Below are 18,528 nucleotides of genomic sequence, written 5' to 3'. Positions count from 1 at the left end.
CTCAGACCGTATGCGCCAGCAGAACGCTCTTCTCGAACTCCTCAGCCCGGCCCGCGACACGGCGATAGCCCGGGAAGCGATACTTCACGGTGCCGATGCCGTTTATATCGGCGGCCCGGGTTTTGGCGCACGCCATAACGCCAGCAACAGTCTTCAGGACATTGCCGCGCTGGTGCCGTTTGCTCACCGCTACGGCGCGAAGATTTTTATCACGCTCAATACCATCCTGCATGACGATGAGCTGGCGCCGGCGCAGAAGCTGATCACCCAACTGTATGATGCCGGCGTGGATGCGCTGATCGTGCAGGATATGGGCATCCTGAAGCTTGATATCCCACCGATAGAGCTGCATGCCAGCACCCAATGCGATATTCGCAGCGTGGAGAAAGCTAAATTCCTCTCTGACGTTGGTTTTAGCCAGATCGTTCTGGCGCGTGAGCTGAATTTGCAGCAGATCAAAGCGATTCACGATGCTGCCGACGCCACCATTGAATTCTTTATTCACGGTGCGCTGTGCGTGGCCTATTCCGGCCAGTGTAATATCTCTCATGCGCAAACCGGGCGCAGCGCCAACCGCGGTGACTGCTCCCAGGCCTGTCGCCTGCCGTATACGCTGAAAGACGATCGGGGACGCGTGGTCGCGTTTGAAAAGCACCTGCTGTCGATGAAAGACAACGATCAAACCGCCAACCTTGGCGCGTTGATTGATGCAGGCGTGCGCTCCTTCAAAATTGAGGGGCGCTATAAAGATATGAGCTATGTGAAAAATATCACTGCACACTATCGCCAGATGCTGGACGCCATTATTGAAGAACGCGGCGATTTGGCCCGGGCTTCCGCTGGCCGTACTGAGCATTTCTTTGTGCCGTCGACCGATAAAACCTTCCACCGCGGCAGCACGGATTATTTCGTCAATCAGCGTCAGATGAACATTGGTGCGTTTGACTCGCCGAAGTTCGTCGGTCTGCCGGTAGGGGAAGTGCTGAAGGTTAACAAAGAGACGCTGGATGTTGAAGTGAGCGAGCCGCTGGCCAACGGCGACGGTCTCAACGTGCTCATCAAACGCGAAGTTGTCGGTTTTCGTGCCAATACGGTGGAGAAGATTGCTGAAAATCGCTACCGCGTTTGGCCAAACGAGATGCCGGCTGACCTGCATAAGGTGCGTCCGCATCAGGTGCTCAACCGGAACCTCGATCACAACTGGCAGCAGGCGCTGTTGAAAACCTCCAGCGAGCGCCGCATCGCCGTGGATATCGAGCTGTCTGGCTGGCAGGAACAGCTGGTGCTGACGCTAGCCAGCGAAGACGGCGTGGCGGTGACCCACACTTTAGACGGGGAATTTGCAGCGGCGAATAACGCAGAGAAAGCGCTGAGCCAGCTGCAAGACGGGATCGCTAAACTGGGGCAAACGCTGTACTACGCACGCAACGTTGAAGTGCTGCTGCCGGAAGCGCTGTTTGTTCCGAACAGTCTGCTTAACCAGCTGCGTCGTGAAACCGTGGCGTTGCTCGACCAGGCGCGGCTGGATGCCTATGTTCGCGGCAGTCGTAAAGCGGTTGCCGAACCGGCGCCGGTGTACCCCGAAAGCCATCTGAGTTTCCTGGCTAACGTTTATAACCATAAAGCGCGTGAATTTTACCACCGTTATGGCGTTCAGCTGATTGATGCAGCCTATGAAGCGCACGAAGAGAAGGGCGACGTGCCGGTGATGATCACCAAGCACTGCCTGCGCTTTGCCTTCAATCTGTGCCCGAAGCAGGCGAAAGGGTCGATTAAAAGCTGGAAAGCGACGCCGATGCAGCTCATCAACGGTGATGAAGTCCTGACGCTGAAGTTTGACTGTCGTCCGTGCGAAATGCACGTGATTGGCAAGATTAAAAATCACATACTGAAGATGCCGCTACCGGGGAGCGTGGTGGCCTCGGTAAGCCCGGACGAATTGCTGAAAACGCTGCCTAAGCGGAAAGCTTGACGCTAATGCCACTCGCCAGCGCGGGGGCATATAAAGTAAAAGGCCGGAAAGCGAGTGTGCTCTCCGGCCTTTTTTAATTAATTACGCTGGTCATTCGGCGGTGGCAGTTTGTTGTCGCCGTCATGTTTTGGCGGCTGACCTTTACCATCGTGCTGCTGACCCTTGTTATCGCGCGGCGGTTGGCCTTTGCCATCATGCTGCTGACCTTTGTTGTCGCGCGGCGGTTGGCCTTTGCCATCGTGCTGCTGACCTTTTTCATCACGCGGCGGCTGGCCTTTGCCATCGTGCTGCGGGCCTTTGTTATCGTGCTGACCCTGATGCTGTTGTTCTACAGGCGGCTTTTTCGGCGGATCCTGACGATCGGCGGCAAAGGCGGTTGAACACAGGCCCAGCGCCAGAATCGCAGACAGTGCAATACGTTTTTTCATCATGTACTCCAGACATTGCTTTGGTGCAATGGCGTTAGTTCACCAACAAAAAGTGGAGGAAATGTGAAGGCCAGAGCAATTAGGATTTCTCTTGGCCAGTACGATTCAATACCCAGGCAGCTGTTCTTTCAGGCTTTAAAACCGGCAGCGGTCATCAGCATGCGAAATAAGCCGCCCACCGTTGCCAGCGCCAGCACGCTGCCGCCCCACAGCGCAATTAACCAGAACAGGCGTGATATCCAGCGGCTTTTCATCAGTGATATCCCTCATTTTGCGGCACTTTGCCGCGAAACACGTAATAGCTCCAGAAGGTGTACGCCAGAATGACGGGAATAATAAAGATGGCGCCAATCAGCATAAACTCCTGGCTTTGTTGCGGCGCGGCGGCCTGCCACAGCGTGATAGACGGTGGAATAATCGCGGGCCAGATGCTGATACCCAACCCGCTAAAGCCCAGGAATACCAGCGCGAGCGTCAGAATAAACGGCGGCACATGGCTTTCACGCAGCGCCAGTTGATGCCATAGCGCGCCGCTTGCGGCCAGCACCAGCAGCGGGACCGGCAGCAGAGAGTAGAGATTGGGCAGGCTAAACCAGCGCGCTGCGATTGCGGCATGCTGAAGCGGCGTCCACGCGCTGATAATCGCCATCACCGCCAGCAGCGCGAGCAGCAGTCCACGCGCAGCGCGGCGCATACGGCTTTGCAGAGCGGCTTCGCTTTTCATGACCAGCCAGGTTGCGCCCAGCAGCGCATAGGCGATGACCAGCCCTACGCCGCAGAAGAGCGAGAATGGCGTCAGCCAGTCGAATGGGCCACCACTGAAGGCGCGCTGGCTGACGGGAAAACCGTTAATGACGGCTCCGACAACTACGCCCTGGCAGAAGGTGGCCAGCATCGAGCCGCCCATAAAGGCGTTATCCCAGAACGGGCGATGTGAAGGCGTGGCATTGAAGCGAAACTCGAAGGCGACGCCGCGGAAAATCAGCCCGATAAGCATCAGCGAAAGCGGAATCGTCAACGCATCAATAATGACCGCGTAGGCCAGCGGGAACGCGCCAAAGAGTGCTGCACCGCCGAGTACCAGCCAGGTTTCATTGCCGTCCCATACCGGAGCGACGCTGTTGACCATTACGTCACGCTCCTGTGCGCTGCGGGTAAAGGGAAACAGGATGCCAATACCTAAATCAAAGCCGTCCATGACGATATACATCAGGGTGGCAAAGACAATAATCACAAACCAGACAATAGACAGATCGACATTCATGCTCGCTTCTCCTGGGACGACTGTGCGGTGATCGCGGCGGAAAGTGGACGCGACGGCGTACCGTGCGGCGGTGGATTAAACGGCTGAGGCCCTTGGCGAATCAGTCGTACCATGTAGCTGTAGCCGACGCCGAAGACCGCGCTGTACACCACAAAGAAGGCCAGCAGGCTGATGCTCATATGCAGATCGCCGTGGGCCGAGACGGCTTCCGCCGTACGCTGCAAGCCGTAGACCACCCACGGCTGACGACCGACTTCGGTGGTCACCCATCCCGCGAGAATGGCGATGAGCCCCGATGGCCCCATCAGCAGCGCGAACCACAGGAACGGGCGTGAAGTATAAAGCGTCTGTTTTTTGCGTAGCCACAGCGCGACGACGCCTAGCAACAGCATCAGCATGCCTAATCCGGCCATAATGCGGAACGACCAGAAAACGATCGTCGAGTTTGGCCGGTCTTCTTTGGCAAAGTCTTTGAGTGCAGGCACCTGTTTATCCAGACTGTGGGTGAGGATCAGGCTGCCCAGCGCCGGGATTTCCAACCCGTAGCGGGTACGCTCCTGGTTCATGTCCGGCCAGCCAAACAGCAGCAGCGGCGTCGGTTCTCCCGGCGGATTTTCCCAGTGGCCTTCAATCGCTGCAATCTTTGCAGGCTGATGCTTCAGCGTATTCAGCCCGTGCATATCGCCTACCATCGCCTGAATAGGGGCGACAATCAGGGTCATCCACAGCGACATGGAGAACATCACGCGTACTGCCGGTGAGGGGTTGCCACGCAGTAAATGCCAGGCTGCCGAAGCGCCGACAAACAGCGCGCTGCTCAGAAACGCAGCGATGCACATATGCAGCAGGCGGTAAGGGAATGATGGGTTAAATACCACCGCAAACCAGTCTACCGGCACCACTTGACCATTGACGATTTCGTAGCCCTGCGGCGTTTGCATCCAGCTGTTGGAAGCGAGGATCCAGAACGTTGAGATCAGCGTGCCGAGGGCCACCATGCAGGTGGCGAAAAAGTGCAACCCTGGCCCAACGCGGTTCCAGCCAAACAGCATCACCCCGAGAAAACCGGCTTCGAGGAAGAAGGCGGTCAGCACTTCGTAGGTCAGCAGCGGGCCGGTAATGCTGCCGGCAAACTGCGAGAAACCGCTCCAGTTGGTGCCAAACTGGTAGGCCATCACCAGGCCGGAGACGACGCCCATGCCAAAATTGACGGCGAAAATCTTCGACCAGAACTGATACAGCGAACGCCAGAGCGGGTTATGGGTTTTTAGCCATAGACCTTCCAGCACCGCCAGGTAACTTGCCAGCCCAATAGTGATAGCAGGGAAGATAATGTGAAACGACACGGTAAAGGCAAACTGAATTCGTGCGAGGTGAAACGCATCAAGACCGAACATGCAGACTCCGGAAAATAGAATAACTCCCGGTGATTTTACGCAGCGGCGTGAATGGGTTGCAGAAACAGTCGCCGCCTTTTAAATGATAACAGTTTTGCTTTTTTATTTGCCCGTTTTTCCGACAAAGCTAATTCAATCATGGCGATAGAGTGAATATATCAGTTACATAAAAATGCAAAAATTGTAACGCTGATATAATATATTCGCACAGTTTGCGCGATTGGGATCGACCATGAAAAAGTACCAGCGGCTTGCCGAGCAGATGACGGAACAGATCGCCCACGGGGTGTGGCAGCCGGGTGATAAGCTGCCGTCGCTGCGCGAGCAGGTGGCCAATAGCGGTATGAGCTTTATGACCGTCAGCCATGCGTATCAGCTGCTGGAAAGCCAGGGGCGGATTGTTGCACGCCCGCAGTCCGGTTATTACGTGGCGCCGCATCCGGTAGCACCGCGCGCGGCGGCCCCCGCACAGGTAATGCCGGATAACGCCGTCGATATCAATACCTACATCTTTGAGGTACTGCAGGCCAGCCGCAACGCGGCGGTGCTGCCGTTTGCCTCGGCGTTTCCCGACCCTAAACTGTTCCCGCTGCCGCAGCTGAACCGTTCGCTGGCACAGGTGAGTAAAACCGCCACGGCCATGAGCGTGATTGAAAACCTGCCGCCGGGTAACGATGAGCTGCGTCATGCTATTGCCCGCCGCTATGCGTTACAGGGTATGACGATATCCCCTGATGAGATTGTGATTACCGCCGGTGCGCTGGAAGCGCTGAACCTGAGCCTTCAGGCGGTAACGGAGCCGGGCGATTGGGTGATCGTGGAGAACCCCTGTTTTTACGGGGCGCTTCAGGCGCTGGAACGCCTGAAGCTGAGAGCGCTGTCGGTTGCCACCGACGTGAAGGATGGGATTGATCTCGACGCATTGGTGCAGGCGCTACAGAACTATCCGGTGAAAGCCTGCTGGCTGATGACTAACAGCCAGAACCCGCTGGGTTTTACGCTGACGCCGGAAAAGAAAGCGAAGCTTATTCAGATCCTTACCGCCCACAATGTGACCCTGATTGAAGACGATGTTTACAGCGAGCTCTATTTTGGCCGAGAGAAGCCGCTGCCCGCGAAGGCGTGGGATAAGCAGGATATGACGCTGCACTGCAGTTCGTTTTCCAAATGCCTGGTTCCTGGGTTCCGTATTGGCTGGGTGGCGGCCGGTAAACATGCGCGTCGCATTCAGCATTTGCAGCTGATGAGCACGCTGTCGACCAGTTCGCCGATGCAGCTCGCTTTGGTCGACTATCTGGCAACGAAGCGCTACGACGCTCACCTGCGCCGCTTGCGCCGCCAGCTGGCCGAACGTAAGCAATTGGCGTGGCAGTCGCTGCTGCGTTCGCTGCCGCCTGAGGTGCGCATACACCATAACGATAGCGGCTATTTTCTCTGGCTGGAGCTGCCGGCCGGGATGGATGCGGGCACGCTGAGTGCGAAAGCGCTGGAACACCACATTAGTATTGCTCCAGGCAAAATGTTTTCGACGACCGACAGCTGGTCGTCATTTTTCCGCTTTAATACCGCGTGGGGCTGGGGGGAAAGAGAAGATAAAGCGGTCGAAACCCTGGGGCAACTTATTCGACAAATGCTGAGTTAATCACCAACGCTTATTTTCAGCTTCTGTATTTAATTATTCCCCCGGTTATTCGGGGGCTTTTCATTTTGGCTGGTCATAGGAAATTCGCATAGCACCTGCGGCCAGTAACTCCTTGTCTATAATCCATATTATCTGCATTGATTATTGCTTTTTTGCGGAATGCGCACTTTGTCACAACCTGTGCAAATTTTTATCTGCCGCAACGGTGGTTGTCATGGCGCCGTCTATTTTTAAACAGGGAGATATTTTTAACGGCACGGCTGCCGCTCAAATTCATTGTGACAGGAGTAAAACTTTATGAGCAAGACATTTGCCCGCAGCAGCCTGTGCGCGCTGGTGATGACGGTTGCCACCGCCAATGCCGCCGAGCCGCCAACGTCATTGGGAAAAGGCGAAGGACGACTGGATATTATTGCCTGGCCGGGTTATATCGAACGCGGTCAGACCGACAAGCAGTACGACTGGGTCACGCAGTTTGAGAAAGAGAGCGGCTGCCAGGTGAACGTCAAAACGGCGGCGACGTCTGACGAAATGGTTAGCCTGATGGCGAAAGGCGGCTACGATCTGGTGACGGCTTCCGGCGATGCCTCGCTGCGTTTGATCATGGGTAAGCGCGTGCAGCCGATTAATACCGCACTTATCGAAAACTGGAAAACCCTCGACCCGCGACTTGAGAAAGGTGCATGGTTTAACGTCGACGGCAAAGTGTATGGCACCCCGTATCAGTGGGGACCTAACCTTCTGATGTACAACACTAAAACCTTCCCTGTGCCGCCGGATTCCTGGAACGTGGTCTTTGTGAAACAGGATCTGCCGGACGGCAAAACCAATCAGGGCCGCGTGCAGGCCTACGATGGCCCAATCTACATCGCGGACGCGGCGCTGTTTGTGAAAGCGACACAGCCGCAGCTCGGCATTAGCGACCCGTACCAGCTGACCGAAGAACAGTACCAGGCGGTACTGAAGGTCTTGCGCGATCAGCATAGCCTGATTCATCGCTACTGGCATGACACGACCGTACAAATGAGCGACTTCAAAAATGAAGGCGTGGTGGCGTCCAGCGCCTGGCCATACCAGGCCAACGGCCTGAAAGGTGAAGGTCAGCCGATTGCGACCGTCTTCCCGAAAGAGGGCGTTACCGGTTGGGCGGATACCACCATGCTGCACGCCGAAGCGAAGCATCCGGTTTGCGCCTACAAGTGGATGAACTGGTCGCTGACGCCGAAGGTGCAGGGTGATGTGGCGGCGTGGTTTGGCTCACTGCCGGTGGTGGCTGAAGGGTGTAAAGCCAGCGCGCTGTTGGGCGACAAAGGTTGTGAAACCAACGGCTACAGCTTCTTTGACAAAATTGCCTTCTGGAAAACGCCGATTGCCGAGGGCGGCAAGTATGTGCCTTACAGCCGCTGGACGCAGGACTATATCGCCATTATGGGCGGCCGTTGATTACCCAGGAGTCCATTATGACGTATGCAGTAGAGTTTCATGACGTCTCGCGACTTTATGGTGACGTTCGGGCGGTGGATGGCGTGAGTATCGCCATCCATGACGGCGAGTTCTTTTCGATGCTGGGGCCGTCTGGCTCCGGCAAAACCACCTGTCTGCGGCTGATCGCCGGATTTGAACAACTGAGCGGCGGCGCTATCTCTATTTTTGGCCGTCACGCCAGCGAACTGCCGCCGTGGGAGCGTGACGTTAACACCGTCTTCCAGGATTACGCGCTGTTTCCGCACATGTCAGTGCTTGATAACGTCGCCTACGGGCTGATGGTCAAGGGCGTTGGCAAGAAAGAGCGTCAGGCCAGGGCGGCGCAGGCGCTGGAGAAAGTGGCGCTGGGTTTCGTCGGCGGGCGCAAGCCGTCGCAGCTTTCCGGCGGCCAGCGTCAGCGCGTGGCGATTGCCCGCGCGCTGGTTAATGAACCCCGGGTGCTGCTGCTCGACGAACCGCTAGGTGCGCTGGATTTGAAGTTGCGCGAGCAAATGCAGTTCGAATTAAAAAAGCTGCAACAGTCGCTGGGGATCACTTTTATTTTCGTCACCCACGATCAGGGCGAGGCGCTATCGATGTCGGACCGTGTCGCGGTCTTTAACAACGGTCGCATTGAGCAGGTGGACTCGCCGCGTGCGCTTTATCTGCGCCCGCGAACGCCGTTCGTCGCCAGCTTTGTCGGGACCTCTAACGTGTTCGACCCGGCGATGTCGGAGACGCTATGCGGCATGACGGGGAACTGGGCGCTGCGACCTGAACACATCCGCCTGAATGAAGGTGGCGAAGTGCAGGTGAAAGGGCGGATACAGGCGGTGCAGTATCAGGGCGCGGCGACGCGCTATGAGCTGCTGCTTGAAAGCGGCGATAAGCTACTGGTGAGCTAGGCGAACTTTGCCGTCGGGCTGGATGCGGAAGGACCTGCGGTGGGCCGGGATGTTCTGGCCTCCTGGCCGCGCGATGCCATGATCGCGCTGGATGGAGGGAGGTAAATGGAGATGAGCATGACGCCGGTACCTTCCTCCCGCGGCGGCGGAAAGATAGCCAGCCTGTTCTGGCGTAAGCCGACGCTGGGGCTTTTTCTGCTGCTGCTCGGGCCGCTGATGTGGTTCGGTATTGTCTATTTCGGTTCGCTGCTGACGCTGCTGTGGCAGGGGTTTTACACCTTTGATGATTTCACCATGTCGGTTACCCCGACGCTGACGCTGGCAAACCTGTACGCCCTTTTTAACCCGGCTAACTACGACATTATTGTCCGTACGCTGGTGATGGCGCTGGCAGTGACGGTCGCCAGCGCGCTGCTGGCGTTTCCGATGGCGTGGTATATGGCGCGCTATACCCACGGCAAGAAAAAGGCCTTCTTCTACGTGGCGGTCATGCTGCCGATGTGGGCCAGTTATATTGTCAAAGCCTACGCCTGGACGCTGCTGCTGGCCAAAGACGGTGTAGCCCAGTGGTTTTTAAATCACCTGGGTCTACAGCCGCTGCTGGCGGCGATACTGAGCGTGCCGGGCGTTGGCGGAAATACGCTGTCGACCTCCGGTCTGGGGCGCTTTCTGGTGTTTGTATACATCTGGCTGCCGTTTATGATCCTGCCGGTACAGGCTGCGCTGGAGCGGATCCCCGGCTCGTTGTTGCAGGCATCCGCTGACCTCGGCGCATTGCCGCGTCAGACTTTCCGCCATGTCGTGCTGCCGCTGGCGATACCGGGGATTGCGGCGGGGTCTATCTTCACCTTCTCGCTGACTCTTGGGGACTTTATCGTCCCGCAGCTGGTGGGGCCGCCGGGCTACTTCATCGGCAATATGGTTTATTCTCAGCAGGGGGCTATTGGCAATATGCCGATGGCGGCGGCGTTTACCCTTGTGCCAATCGTCCTGATTGCGCTCTATCTGGCGTTTGTGAAGCGCCTGGGAGCATTCGATGCACTCTGAACGCGCACCGCTGTTCCTCAAAATTGCCGCCTGGGGGGGTGTTATTTTCCTGCACTTCCCGCTGGTGATTATCGCGCTTTACGCCTTCAACACCGAAGACGCCGCCTTCAGTTTCCCGCCGCAAGGCCTGACGCTGCGCTGGTTTAGCGAGGCTGCTGGGCGCAGTGATATCTACGAGGCTGTGACACTGTCACTGAAAATTGCCGCGCTGTCGACGGCCATTGCGCTGGTACTTGGCACGTTTGCTGCAGCAGCGCTGTGGCGGCGGGATTTTTTTGGCAAAAGCGCGATATCGCTGCTGCTCCTGCTGCCGATTGCGCTGCCGGGCATTGTTACCGGACTGGCGCTGCTGACCGCGTTTAAGGTAGTGAATCTGGAGCCGGGGCTGTTCACGATTGTGATCGGTCACGCCACGTTCTGCGTGGTGGTGGTGTTTAACAACGTCATTGCCCGATTCCGGCGGACCTCATGGAGCCTGGTCGAAGCGTCGATGGATTTAGGGGCTAACGGCTGGCAAACCTTCCGTTACGTTGTGTTGCCAAATCTGGGCTCGGCGCTGCTGGCAGGGGGAATGCTGGCATTTGCGCTGTCGTTTGATGAAATTATCGTCACCACCTTCACGGCAGGCCATGAGCGCACGTTGCCGCTGTGGCTGCTTAACCAACTTGGGCGCCCGCGCGATGTGCCGGTGACCAACGTGGTCGCGCTGTTGGTGATGATACTGACAATGATACCGATTTTAGGGGCATGGTGGCTGACGCGCGAAGACGACGCGGCCACCGGCGGTGGTACGACATTTAAATAAAACAGGATCATGCTATGCAACATAAGTTACTGATTAACGGTGAGCTGGTCGCGGGTGAAGGCGAAGCGCAGCCGGTCTATAACCCCGCTACGGGTGAGATCCTGCTGAACATCGCGGAGGCCAGCGCCGCGCAGGTAGATGCGGCGGTGCATGCCGCCGACCGTGCATTCATACAATGGGGACAAACCACGCCAAAGCACCGCGCAGAGTGTTTGTTAAAACTGGCCGACGTGATTGAAGCGCATGCTCAGACGTTCGCCCGGCTGGAATCCCTTAACTGCGGCAAGCCGCTGCACTGCGTGGCCGGTGATGAAATTCCGGCGGTGGTGGATGTATTCCGCTTCTTTGCCGGCGCGGCGCGCTGCCTGAATGGCCTGGCGGCCGGGGAATATCTTGAAGGCCACACTTCCATGATTCGCCGCGATCCGGTTGGCGTGGTGGCCTCGATTGCACCGTGGAACTATCCGTTGATGATGGCCGCGTGGAAGTTGGCACCGGCGCTGGCGGCGGGCAACTGCGTGGTACTGAAACCGTCTGAAATTACGCCGCTTACGGCGCTCACGCTGGCCGAGCTGGCGAAAGATATTTTCCCTGCCGGCGTGCTGAACGTTCTGTTTGGTCGCGGTCATACCGTTGGCGATCCGCTGACCGGCCACGCGAAGGTACGCATGGTGTCGCTGACCGGCTCAATCGCCACCGGCGAGCATATTCTGGCGCATACGGCATCTTCCGTTAAGCGCACGCACATGGAGCTAGGAGGGAAAGCGCCGGTGATTGTGTTTGACGACGCGGATATCGATGCCGTGGTTGAGGGGGTACGGACGTTTGGTTTTTACAACGCCGGACAGGATTGTACCGCCGCCTGTCGAATCTATGCGCAGCGGGGCGTTTATGACCGGCTGGTGGCTCGCCTTGGTGCGGCGGTGGCAACCCTTAAATTCGGCGACCCGGAGGATGTGAGCACCGAACTGGGGCCGCTGAGTTCACTGGCACATCTGACGCGCGTCAGCGATGCCGTGGCGCGGGCCAGGGCGCTGCCGCACATTAAGGTGGTAACCGGTGGTGAGAAGGCAGAGGGAAGCGGTTATTACTTCCAGCCGACTCTGCTGGCGGGCGCGCTGCAGGAAGATGATATCGTTCTGCGTGAAGTGTTTGGCCCGGTAGTCAGCGTGACGGTGTTTGACAGTGAAGAGCAGGTGCTGGCGTGGGCCAACGATTCACAGTATGGCCTGGCCTCGTCGGTATGGACCCGCGACGTAGGGCGCGCGCACCGTTTGAGCGCGCGTTTGCAGTACGGTTGTACGTGGATCAACACCCACTTTATGCTGGTCAGCGAAATGCCCCACGGCGGGCAGAAGCTATCGGGGTACGGCAAGGATATGTCGATGTACGGACTGGAGGACTACACCGTCGTGCGCCATGTGATGATTAAGCACTGATTACCCCCTTCGCGGTAGGCGAAAAACCTGCCGCCCACTGCGCCATTTTTGACATGCCCGGAGCAACGTGCGAGGATGCGCGCCGTTGTAAAACCGGGCAAAGTCAGCATCATGAAAAAGAGTATTGTGTGTAGCGCTGCCGTTATCGCGGCCTTAATCGGCGTGGGTATTATCTATTCCGCGAATCATATTGCCGCCTGTCACGGCGAACATCGGCTTGATGCCGCCTGCCTGGCGCAGGCCTGGGATACGGAGAAAGTGAACCCTATCGCGCAGTTCAATCCCAATTATGCGGTGAGCGACCCGGTCGCTGATACGATTTTTACCGCTTCCCAACCAAAACGCTAATCGTAACCCATATCACAGAATTAAAAACTAAAGAGGCGTACCGTTGCTTTGGTTTTAATTCATCCATGCAGTGAATTCATCTGGAGATGAATGTGTGTGGATTAGCGATCCCTACGCGAAAAGCGGCAAAAACTTGATGTGCGTCAAAAAACGTAGCATATTGCGCCGCTTTAACGATCAATTGTAAGGACTAAATTGGTGACGCTGTATCAACACATGCTTGTTTTCTACGCCGTGATGGCCGTGATCTGTGCCTTTATCACCTGGTTTCTCACTAAAGAAAGTACCTCTATTCGTCTGATAGCGACGGTATTGATTGGCGCAACGTGGCCATTCAGCTTCCCCGTTGCGCTACTGCTGTCGCTGTTCTGACGCTAATGGCTAAGATCGCTGAGCAGAATGGCGATGCTTTTACCGCCTTCAGTCTGTTCGAGTGCGATTTTGACGATAATCGTCAGCGGTACCGATAGCAGCATCCCGACCGGGCCCAGCAGCCAGCCCCAGAAAATTAACGACAAAAAGACCACCAGCGTGGAGAGCCCAAGGCCGCGTCCCATGATGCGAGGCTCAAGAATATTGCCGAAAACGAGATTTATAATCAGATACCCCGCAAGTACGATAAGCGCGTCGTAAAAGCCGCTGAACACCAGCACCTGCAGAATAGGGGGAATGGCCGCCAGCACCGACCCGATGTTGGGGATATAGTTGAGCGCGAATGCCAGTAGACCCCAGATAAACGCAAACCGCACGCCCAGCAGTTCCAGCATTCCCCACACAATCAGGCCGGTAACGAGGCTAATGGCGGTTTTCAGCACCAGATAGTGCGACACGCTGTCCAGCGCCCGTTGAATGGCCGCCATCCCTTCCACCGGTCGCGACATAATTTGCTGGAATTTTGCCGGGAGCTGCGGCACCTCCAGCAGCATAAACACGACCGTGAGCAGCAGCAGGAAGATTGACGACATGGCGTTTGACAGCTGGCTTAACAAACGTGAAACCAGCGTCATGGCGGCGTTGGGATCGATATATTTAATCAGTTCATCGGGAGAGACGGAAATGCCGAAGCGCTGCATCCATGGCTGAAGGTTATAAAGCGGTACCGCCAACGACGAACGATATTGCGGTAGCGTACGCGTCAGCTCGTTAAGCGAGGTGCCCAGCGATGCTAACAGCAGCACGGCAACCAGGATAATCACGGCGATGAGCAGCGAAATGCCGAGCACGCGCGGGACGCGGCAGCGCACCAGCAGTTGAACCACCGGGTTAAGCACCACGGCGATAAACAGCGCCAGTACGAAGGGCACGATAATTTCTGCCGCAAAGCGAATACCGGTAAGAATGATAACCAGCATGCCGAGCATGATGACGATTTTTAATCCATTAAGCGTGATGATCGGCCTGGCCATGGTTGCTCCTGCTATAAATTCTGCTGATTATGATAATTGCGAATCATCTAATAATAAATGCATTTACATCAAACAACCTTAGTAAAGATTTGAAAACATTTTGAAATACTTCGTTGGCTGTGTTAGAAATTAACTGTGTTTAACTACTGAGGACAATTTTAATCCGCAACGATGAGAAGCAATACCGCGGATGATTGTAATTTTATGGACAATATGTTCAGGACGTTTGTTTCTGCCAAAACTTCTGTTTTTCCTTCCTTTTCTGCCTTCTGTGGTGAGCATCACTGGCGCAGCGCGCTATAGTCCGTCTCTTCGTTTGAGCTAAATACTAATCATTTTATTTCGGTTTGCGCACGTCGCGAGCCGTAGCAGATTATATTCTCATGCAGGAGAAGGATCATGTTTTACTGGATTTTATTAGCCCTGGCTATCGTTGCTGAAATTACGGGTACGCTGTCTATGAAATGGGCGAGCGTCAGTGATGGCAACGCTGGTTTTATTTTAATGCTTGTTATGATCGCACTGTCTTATATTTTTCTTTCGTTCGCAGTTAAGAAAATAGCTCTCGGTGTCGCCTACGCGCTCTGGGAAGGGGTCGGCATTTTGTTGATTACCCTGTTCAGCGTTTTATTGTTTGACGAAAGCCTGACGGTGATGAAAGCAACCGGCCTGGCGACCCTGGTTGTCGGCATCGTGTTGATCAAATCGGGTACGCGAAAAGCGCCGAAGAAAAGCGTTATGATGAAAAAAGAGGTGAATCATGCCTAAGTTTGAATTGATTCACGGCTTGTGGCTGGCGGGCTCCATTGTACTGGAGATAGTCGCTAATATTTTCCTCAAGTTTTCGGACGGCTTCCGTCACAAGCTTTACGGCTTCCTGTCGCTGGCGGCGGTGTTAGCCGCTTTTAGCGCGCTGTCTCAGGCGGTAAAGGGGATTGACCTGTCGGTTGCCTATGCCATTTGGGGTGGTTTTGGCGTCGCGGCAACGCTGGCGGCGGGCTGGATTCTTTTCGGCCAACGTCTGAACCATAAGGGTTGGATGGGGCTGGCCCTGCTGCTGGTCGGTATGGTGATGATTAAACTGGCCTGATGTGATCGCTGCCTGAGAAATCGGGCAGCGAAATTCGCTGTCTGTATTACGCTTGTAACAAAGGGTTCGCTTTGTTTCTGCGAGGGTGATACATGTTCAATCCGTCACGCTGGCGTAATATTGCCACGGCCAAAACGCTGTTCGTGATGATCTTTTTAGCAGGCATCGGCCTGATTTTTTCCATTATCGCTTTACTGTACCTTTCACAGAATCTGATAAGCAGCAAAACAAACGATATTGATGCTCGCCGTTCGGCACTCTCCGTTGATGGCGCGATACAGACCTCCATTAACCGCGTTTTGTCGCTGGTTATCGATAACGCCATCTGGGATGACGCGGTGCGCGAGGTGTATGCTCCGAAGCTGAACACGACCTGGCTGTACAATACCTGGGGCGCAGGCTTTAAAATTAACAATCTCTATGACGGTACGTTCGTGCTTGATGAACACGATAAAGTACTGTGGGGATCGTTTCGCAGCGCGCCGTTTACGGAAACCAATCTCGATTTTTTTGGCGAAGGATTGTCCGCGCTGATTGCCAAAAATGAAGACGCGCTGCGTCGCGGTAGCAATATTTTCGCCGGTATTACCCGCACCCGTGAAGGGATTGCCTTTGTGGGGGTCGGCCTGATTCGCCCCATGGTCGGTCGTTTACAGGTGCGTGACGCCACGCGCCGCTATCTGGTTATCACCCGCCATATCAATCCTGTTTTATTGAAAAACCTTGGTAATACGTTTCAGATTGAGAACCTGACCCTGGTCGATGCGCCCAGGAATATGTACAACATTCCGCTACGTACCTCAGGCGATAAGGTCGTTGGCTGGCTAGACTGGCAGCTTCGTCAACCGGGCGCTGAAGCGGCCAGCGCGGCATCGCCGCAGATCCGTATCATTGCGCTGCTGGCCGCCGGGCTCATTTTGCTCTTTATATTGCTCAGTAGCTTAGGGCTCTGGAAACTGGCGCGCGGGGAACGCCAGGCACGTGAAATCGCGCTGACCGATTGGCTGAGCCATTTACCAAACCGGCGGGCGCTGATCGAACAGCTTGAGCGCGTTAGCCGTCGCGGCGATGATGATATCAACACGGTGGTATTTATCGATCTCGATGGTTTTAAGGATGTTAACGACATTTATGGTCACGATATCGGTGATATTCTGATTATTCGCATTGCCGATATGCTGCAAACGTTACTGCCAACCGGGGGCATGCTGGCGCGAATGGGCGGCGACGAATTTGCAATGACCGTTGGCGGTGAACAGTCGGAAGCGCGCGCCTCGGCGTTTGCGGGGCGCGTGCTGGATTATCTTAACACGCCGATACGTATCGGCGAACGAACGCTGCACATCAGCGCCAGCATCGGTATTGCCAGCGGTCGCCTGCAAACCATTTCAAGCTCCGAGCTGTTTCGCCAGGCCGACATCGCCATGTACCACTCTAAAGTCACCGGAAAGGGGCGCATTACCCATTATGACGCCGAGCTGAACGGTGCCCGCGAGTACCAGCTTTCTATTGAAAACGATATCCGCCACGGCCTGGAACATGATGAGTTCGAGGTATGGTATCAACCGATTGTCTGCGCGCGCACTCAGGTAATGATTGGTGTGGAAGCGCTGGTGCGTTGGCCCCGGCGGCCAAAGGGTGAACTGATGCCCGAAGCGTTTATTGCCATCGCCGAAACCAGCGGTCTGATTTATTCTCTCGGGCAGTTTGTGCTGGCGCGGGCCTGCCGCGATCTGCTGGCGCATCCGGATCTAAAGCTCTCGGTGAACATTTCACCCGCGCAGTTCCGCGATCCTGAGTTCGAAAATAAAGTGTCGAGCGTACTCAGGTCGTCCGGTTTCCCGCCTTCACGTCTACAGCTTGAGGTGACGGAAACCTACGTGCTGGAGAAACCTGAACGCGCCCGCGCGGCGATTGCCAACCTTAAGGCCCTGGGTACCGCCGTTGCGCTGGATGATTTCGGTACCGGCTATTCGAGCATCGGTTATCTTCGCCGGTTTAATTTTGACACCATCAAAATTGATAAATCACTGGCCGGACTGGTGGACGATGATGAACAGGCGGCGGCGCTGGTCGGTGGTACGATTCGTATTGCCAGTGCGCTGGGAATGACGGTGATTGCAGAAGGGGTTGAGACAGAGAAGCAGATGAAGCTACTGCGCCTGGCGGGTTGCGATCAGCTGCAGGGTTTCTATTTTAGCGAACCGATGCCGTTATCGTCGCTGCTGGCTTTGCGTCGCCAGCAGCGGCAGAGTTAGTTACCGGCGGCCAGCGCTTCCAGCTTATCGCGAAAACCGGTAACAGAAATGGCCCGATTATCGGCGCGCCAGCGATCTTTCGCCGCCGGTGCCGAACTTTGTACGGCAATCAGCTGCCATCCGGCGTCGGTTTTCAGCAGCAGCGGAGAACCGCTGTCGCCAGGCAACGTATCGCATTGGTGGGAAAGGACGGTGTCCTGCGCCCAGCCGGTGACGGTACAGTCTTCATGGCTATAGAGTGAATCCAGATGATCGACCGGGTAACCGGACTGCGTGACTTTGCGCCCGGCGGCTTTCAGCGCGGCGGTCAACTCGGCTTTGTTGCCGGTAAATAGCGGCAGCGGCGTGATGCCGGAGGGGGGATAGCGCAGCACAATCAGCCCAAAGTCCCACGGTGCGGCGGAAGATGGCACAATCCAGCCGTCACCGTCGGCCTTCAGCCGTTTACCCAGCGAAGGATCGACGCGCCCCTCAATACCGTGAATTTCATAGCGCCAGCTGCCTTTTTGCGATACGAAGCGCAGCGCAACGGCTTTATCCAGCTTGCCGCGAGGCGGCTCCAGCAGACAGTGTCCGGCGGTTAATGCCAGGTGCGGTGAAATGAGCGTGGCGGTACACAGGTTGCCGCTGGCGGTTTCCAGTTGACCGATGGCATCCCACGGCTCTTGCGATGGATGACTGACCAGGGTGCGATCGTCCTGACCAAAGAACAGGGTTTTAATATCTTTTGCGCTGATGCCGCTATCACTGTCATCAGCATGAGTCATGAAGGGCTGAACGGATAACGATCCCAGTAAACAACACACAAAGGCTGTACGCATATCACTCTCTGATGGGGCAATTATGATTATAAAAACGAAACCCAGTGAGACTACTATAGACGGGAGCAATGAAAAGTGGGAGCAAAATCAGCGAACTACACTCAGTAAAAGAAGAACTGGGTCGCAATAAGCGCGCAGACGATCAGTAATGCCAGGATGAGCTCGAAACGATAGCGCCGCAACATGATTGGCTCTCCGGGAAAAAATCGGCGCTGTAATAGCGCCGATGCGAATAGTTGATC

Annotated in this window: 17 protein-coding genes and 1 pseudogene; 12 read left to right on the top strand and 6 right to left on the bottom strand. The window is 55.8% G+C overall.

Annotated features, from left to right (window positions below; all coding sequences use genetic code 11):
- Positions 1-10 precede the first annotated feature (10 nt).
- Complete coding sequence (locus tag V6942_RS10335) at positions 11-1,972, top strand: U32 family peptidase (protein WP_333501218.1); 1,962 nt, start codon at positions 11-13, stop codon at positions 1,970-1,972.
- Between the two features lie 77 nt (positions 1,973-2,049).
- Here the strand turns inward: V6942_RS10335 and V6942_RS10330 are convergent, their stop codons facing one another.
- From V6942_RS10330 to V6942_RS10315, 4 genes are all read right to left on the bottom strand, one after another.
- Positions 2,050-2,400 carry a hypothetical protein gene (locus V6942_RS10330; protein WP_182928955.1) on the bottom strand — a complete coding sequence of 117 codons (351 nt, stop codon included), beginning with the start codon at positions 2,398-2,400 and terminating at the stop codon, positions 2,050-2,052.
- A gap of 128 nt (positions 2,401-2,528) precedes the next feature.
- Positions 2,529-2,654: a DUF2474 domain-containing protein gene (locus V6942_RS10325; protein WP_181358025.1), complete on the bottom strand. Its 126-nt coding sequence runs from the start codon at positions 2,652-2,654 to the stop codon at positions 2,529-2,531.
- Positions 2,654-3,664 carry a cytochrome d ubiquinol oxidase subunit II gene (cydB, locus tag V6942_RS10320; protein ID WP_106929098.1) on the bottom strand — a complete coding sequence of 337 codons (1,011 nt, stop codon included), beginning with the start codon at positions 3,662-3,664 and terminating at the stop codon, positions 2,654-2,656. The genes V6942_RS10325 and cydB overlap by 1 nt, the downstream gene beginning before the upstream one ends.
- On the bottom strand, positions 3,661-5,061 hold the full coding sequence (locus V6942_RS10315) for a cytochrome ubiquinol oxidase subunit I (protein WP_333501217.1): 1,401 nt from the start codon (positions 5,059-5,061) through the stop codon (positions 3,661-3,663). The genes cydB and V6942_RS10315 overlap by 4 nt, the downstream gene beginning before the upstream one ends.
- Positions 5,062-5,293: 232 nt before the next feature.
- On the opposite strand from V6942_RS10315, the gene V6942_RS10310 reads away from it, so the two are divergent.
- From V6942_RS10310 to V6942_RS10275, 8 genes and pseudogenes are all read left to right on the top strand, one after another.
- A complete protein-coding gene (locus V6942_RS10310) occupies positions 5,294-6,703 on the top strand; it encodes a PLP-dependent aminotransferase family protein (protein ID WP_106929095.1) in 1,410 nt (469 codons plus the stop codon).
- Positions 6,704-7,000: 297 nt separating this feature from the next.
- Positions 7,001-8,146: a putative ABC transporter substrate-binding protein YdcS gene (gene ydcS, locus V6942_RS10305; RefSeq protein WP_106929093.1), complete on the top strand. Its 1,146-nt coding sequence runs from the start codon at positions 7,001-7,003 to the stop codon at positions 8,144-8,146.
- A 17-nt stretch (positions 8,147-8,163) separates the two neighbouring features.
- Positions 8,164-9,177: pseudogene (locus V6942_RS10300) on the top strand (ABC transporter ATP-binding protein).
- A gap of 12 nt (positions 9,178-9,189) precedes the next feature.
- Complete coding sequence (locus tag V6942_RS10295; RefSeq protein ID WP_374956752.1) at positions 9,190-10,119, top strand: ABC transporter permease; 930 nt, start codon at positions 9,190-9,192, stop codon at positions 10,117-10,119.
- Positions 10,109-10,924, top strand: a complete 816-nt coding sequence (locus V6942_RS10290; RefSeq protein WP_182928952.1) for an ABC transporter permease — start codon at positions 10,109-10,111, stop codon at positions 10,922-10,924. Before V6942_RS10295 ends, V6942_RS10290 begins: the two co-directional genes overlap by 11 nt.
- A 14-nt stretch (positions 10,925-10,938) precedes the next feature.
- Positions 10,939-12,363: an aminobutyraldehyde dehydrogenase gene (gene patD, locus V6942_RS10285; RefSeq protein ID WP_333501216.1), complete on the top strand. Its 1,425-nt coding sequence runs from the start codon at positions 10,939-10,941 to the stop codon at positions 12,361-12,363.
- A gap of 111 nt (positions 12,364-12,474) precedes the next feature.
- The gene (locus V6942_RS10280) at positions 12,475-12,711 is read left to right on the top strand and encodes a hypothetical protein (protein WP_333501215.1); all 237 of its coding nucleotides are present in this window, start codon (positions 12,475-12,477) and stop codon (positions 12,709-12,711) included.
- Positions 12,712-12,909: 198 nt separating this feature from the next.
- Positions 12,910-13,083 carry a GhoT/OrtT family toxin gene (locus V6942_RS10275; protein WP_106929082.1) on the top strand — a complete coding sequence of 58 codons (174 nt, stop codon included), beginning with the start codon at positions 12,910-12,912 and terminating at the stop codon, positions 13,081-13,083.
- 2 nt (positions 13,084-13,085) lie between these two features.
- On the opposite strand, the gene V6942_RS10270 is transcribed toward V6942_RS10275, so the two are convergent.
- Complete coding sequence (locus tag V6942_RS10270) at positions 13,086-14,117, bottom strand: AI-2E family transporter (RefSeq protein ID WP_106929080.1); 1,032 nt, start codon at positions 14,115-14,117, stop codon at positions 13,086-13,088.
- A gap of 396 nt (positions 14,118-14,513) precedes the next feature.
- Here V6942_RS10270 and mdtJ point away from each other — a divergent pair, with 396 nt between their 5' ends.
- From mdtJ to V6942_RS10255, 3 genes are all read left to right on the top strand, one after another.
- A complete protein-coding gene (gene mdtJ / locus V6942_RS10265) occupies positions 14,514-14,885 on the top strand; it encodes a multidrug/spermidine efflux SMR transporter subunit MdtJ (protein WP_181358026.1) in 372 nt (123 codons plus the stop codon).
- On the top strand, positions 14,878-15,207 hold the full coding sequence (gene mdtI, locus V6942_RS10260; protein ID WP_106929077.1) for a multidrug/spermidine efflux SMR transporter subunit MdtI: 330 nt from the start codon (positions 14,878-14,880) through the stop codon (positions 15,205-15,207). The genes mdtJ and mdtI overlap by 8 nt, the downstream gene beginning before the upstream one ends.
- A gap of 92 nt (positions 15,208-15,299) precedes the next feature.
- Positions 15,300-17,465: a bifunctional diguanylate cyclase/phosphodiesterase gene (locus V6942_RS10255; protein ID WP_333501214.1), complete on the top strand. Its 2,166-nt coding sequence runs from the start codon at positions 15,300-15,302 to the stop codon at positions 17,463-17,465.
- On the opposite strand, the gene V6942_RS10250 is transcribed toward V6942_RS10255, so the two are convergent.
- A complete protein-coding gene (locus V6942_RS10250; RefSeq protein ID WP_106929075.1) occupies positions 17,462-18,286 on the bottom strand; it encodes a trypsin-like serine peptidase in 825 nt (274 codons plus the stop codon). The genes V6942_RS10255 and V6942_RS10250 overlap by 4 nt on opposite strands.
- Positions 18,287-18,528: the final 242 nt, after the last annotated feature.

Source organism: Kluyvera genomosp. 2 (assembly GCF_036759865.1).
GTDB lineage: Bacteria > Pseudomonadota > Gammaproteobacteria > Enterobacterales > Enterobacteriaceae > Kluyvera > Kluyvera ascorbata_B.
This window is presented reverse-complemented; position numbering and strand designations above follow the sequence as displayed.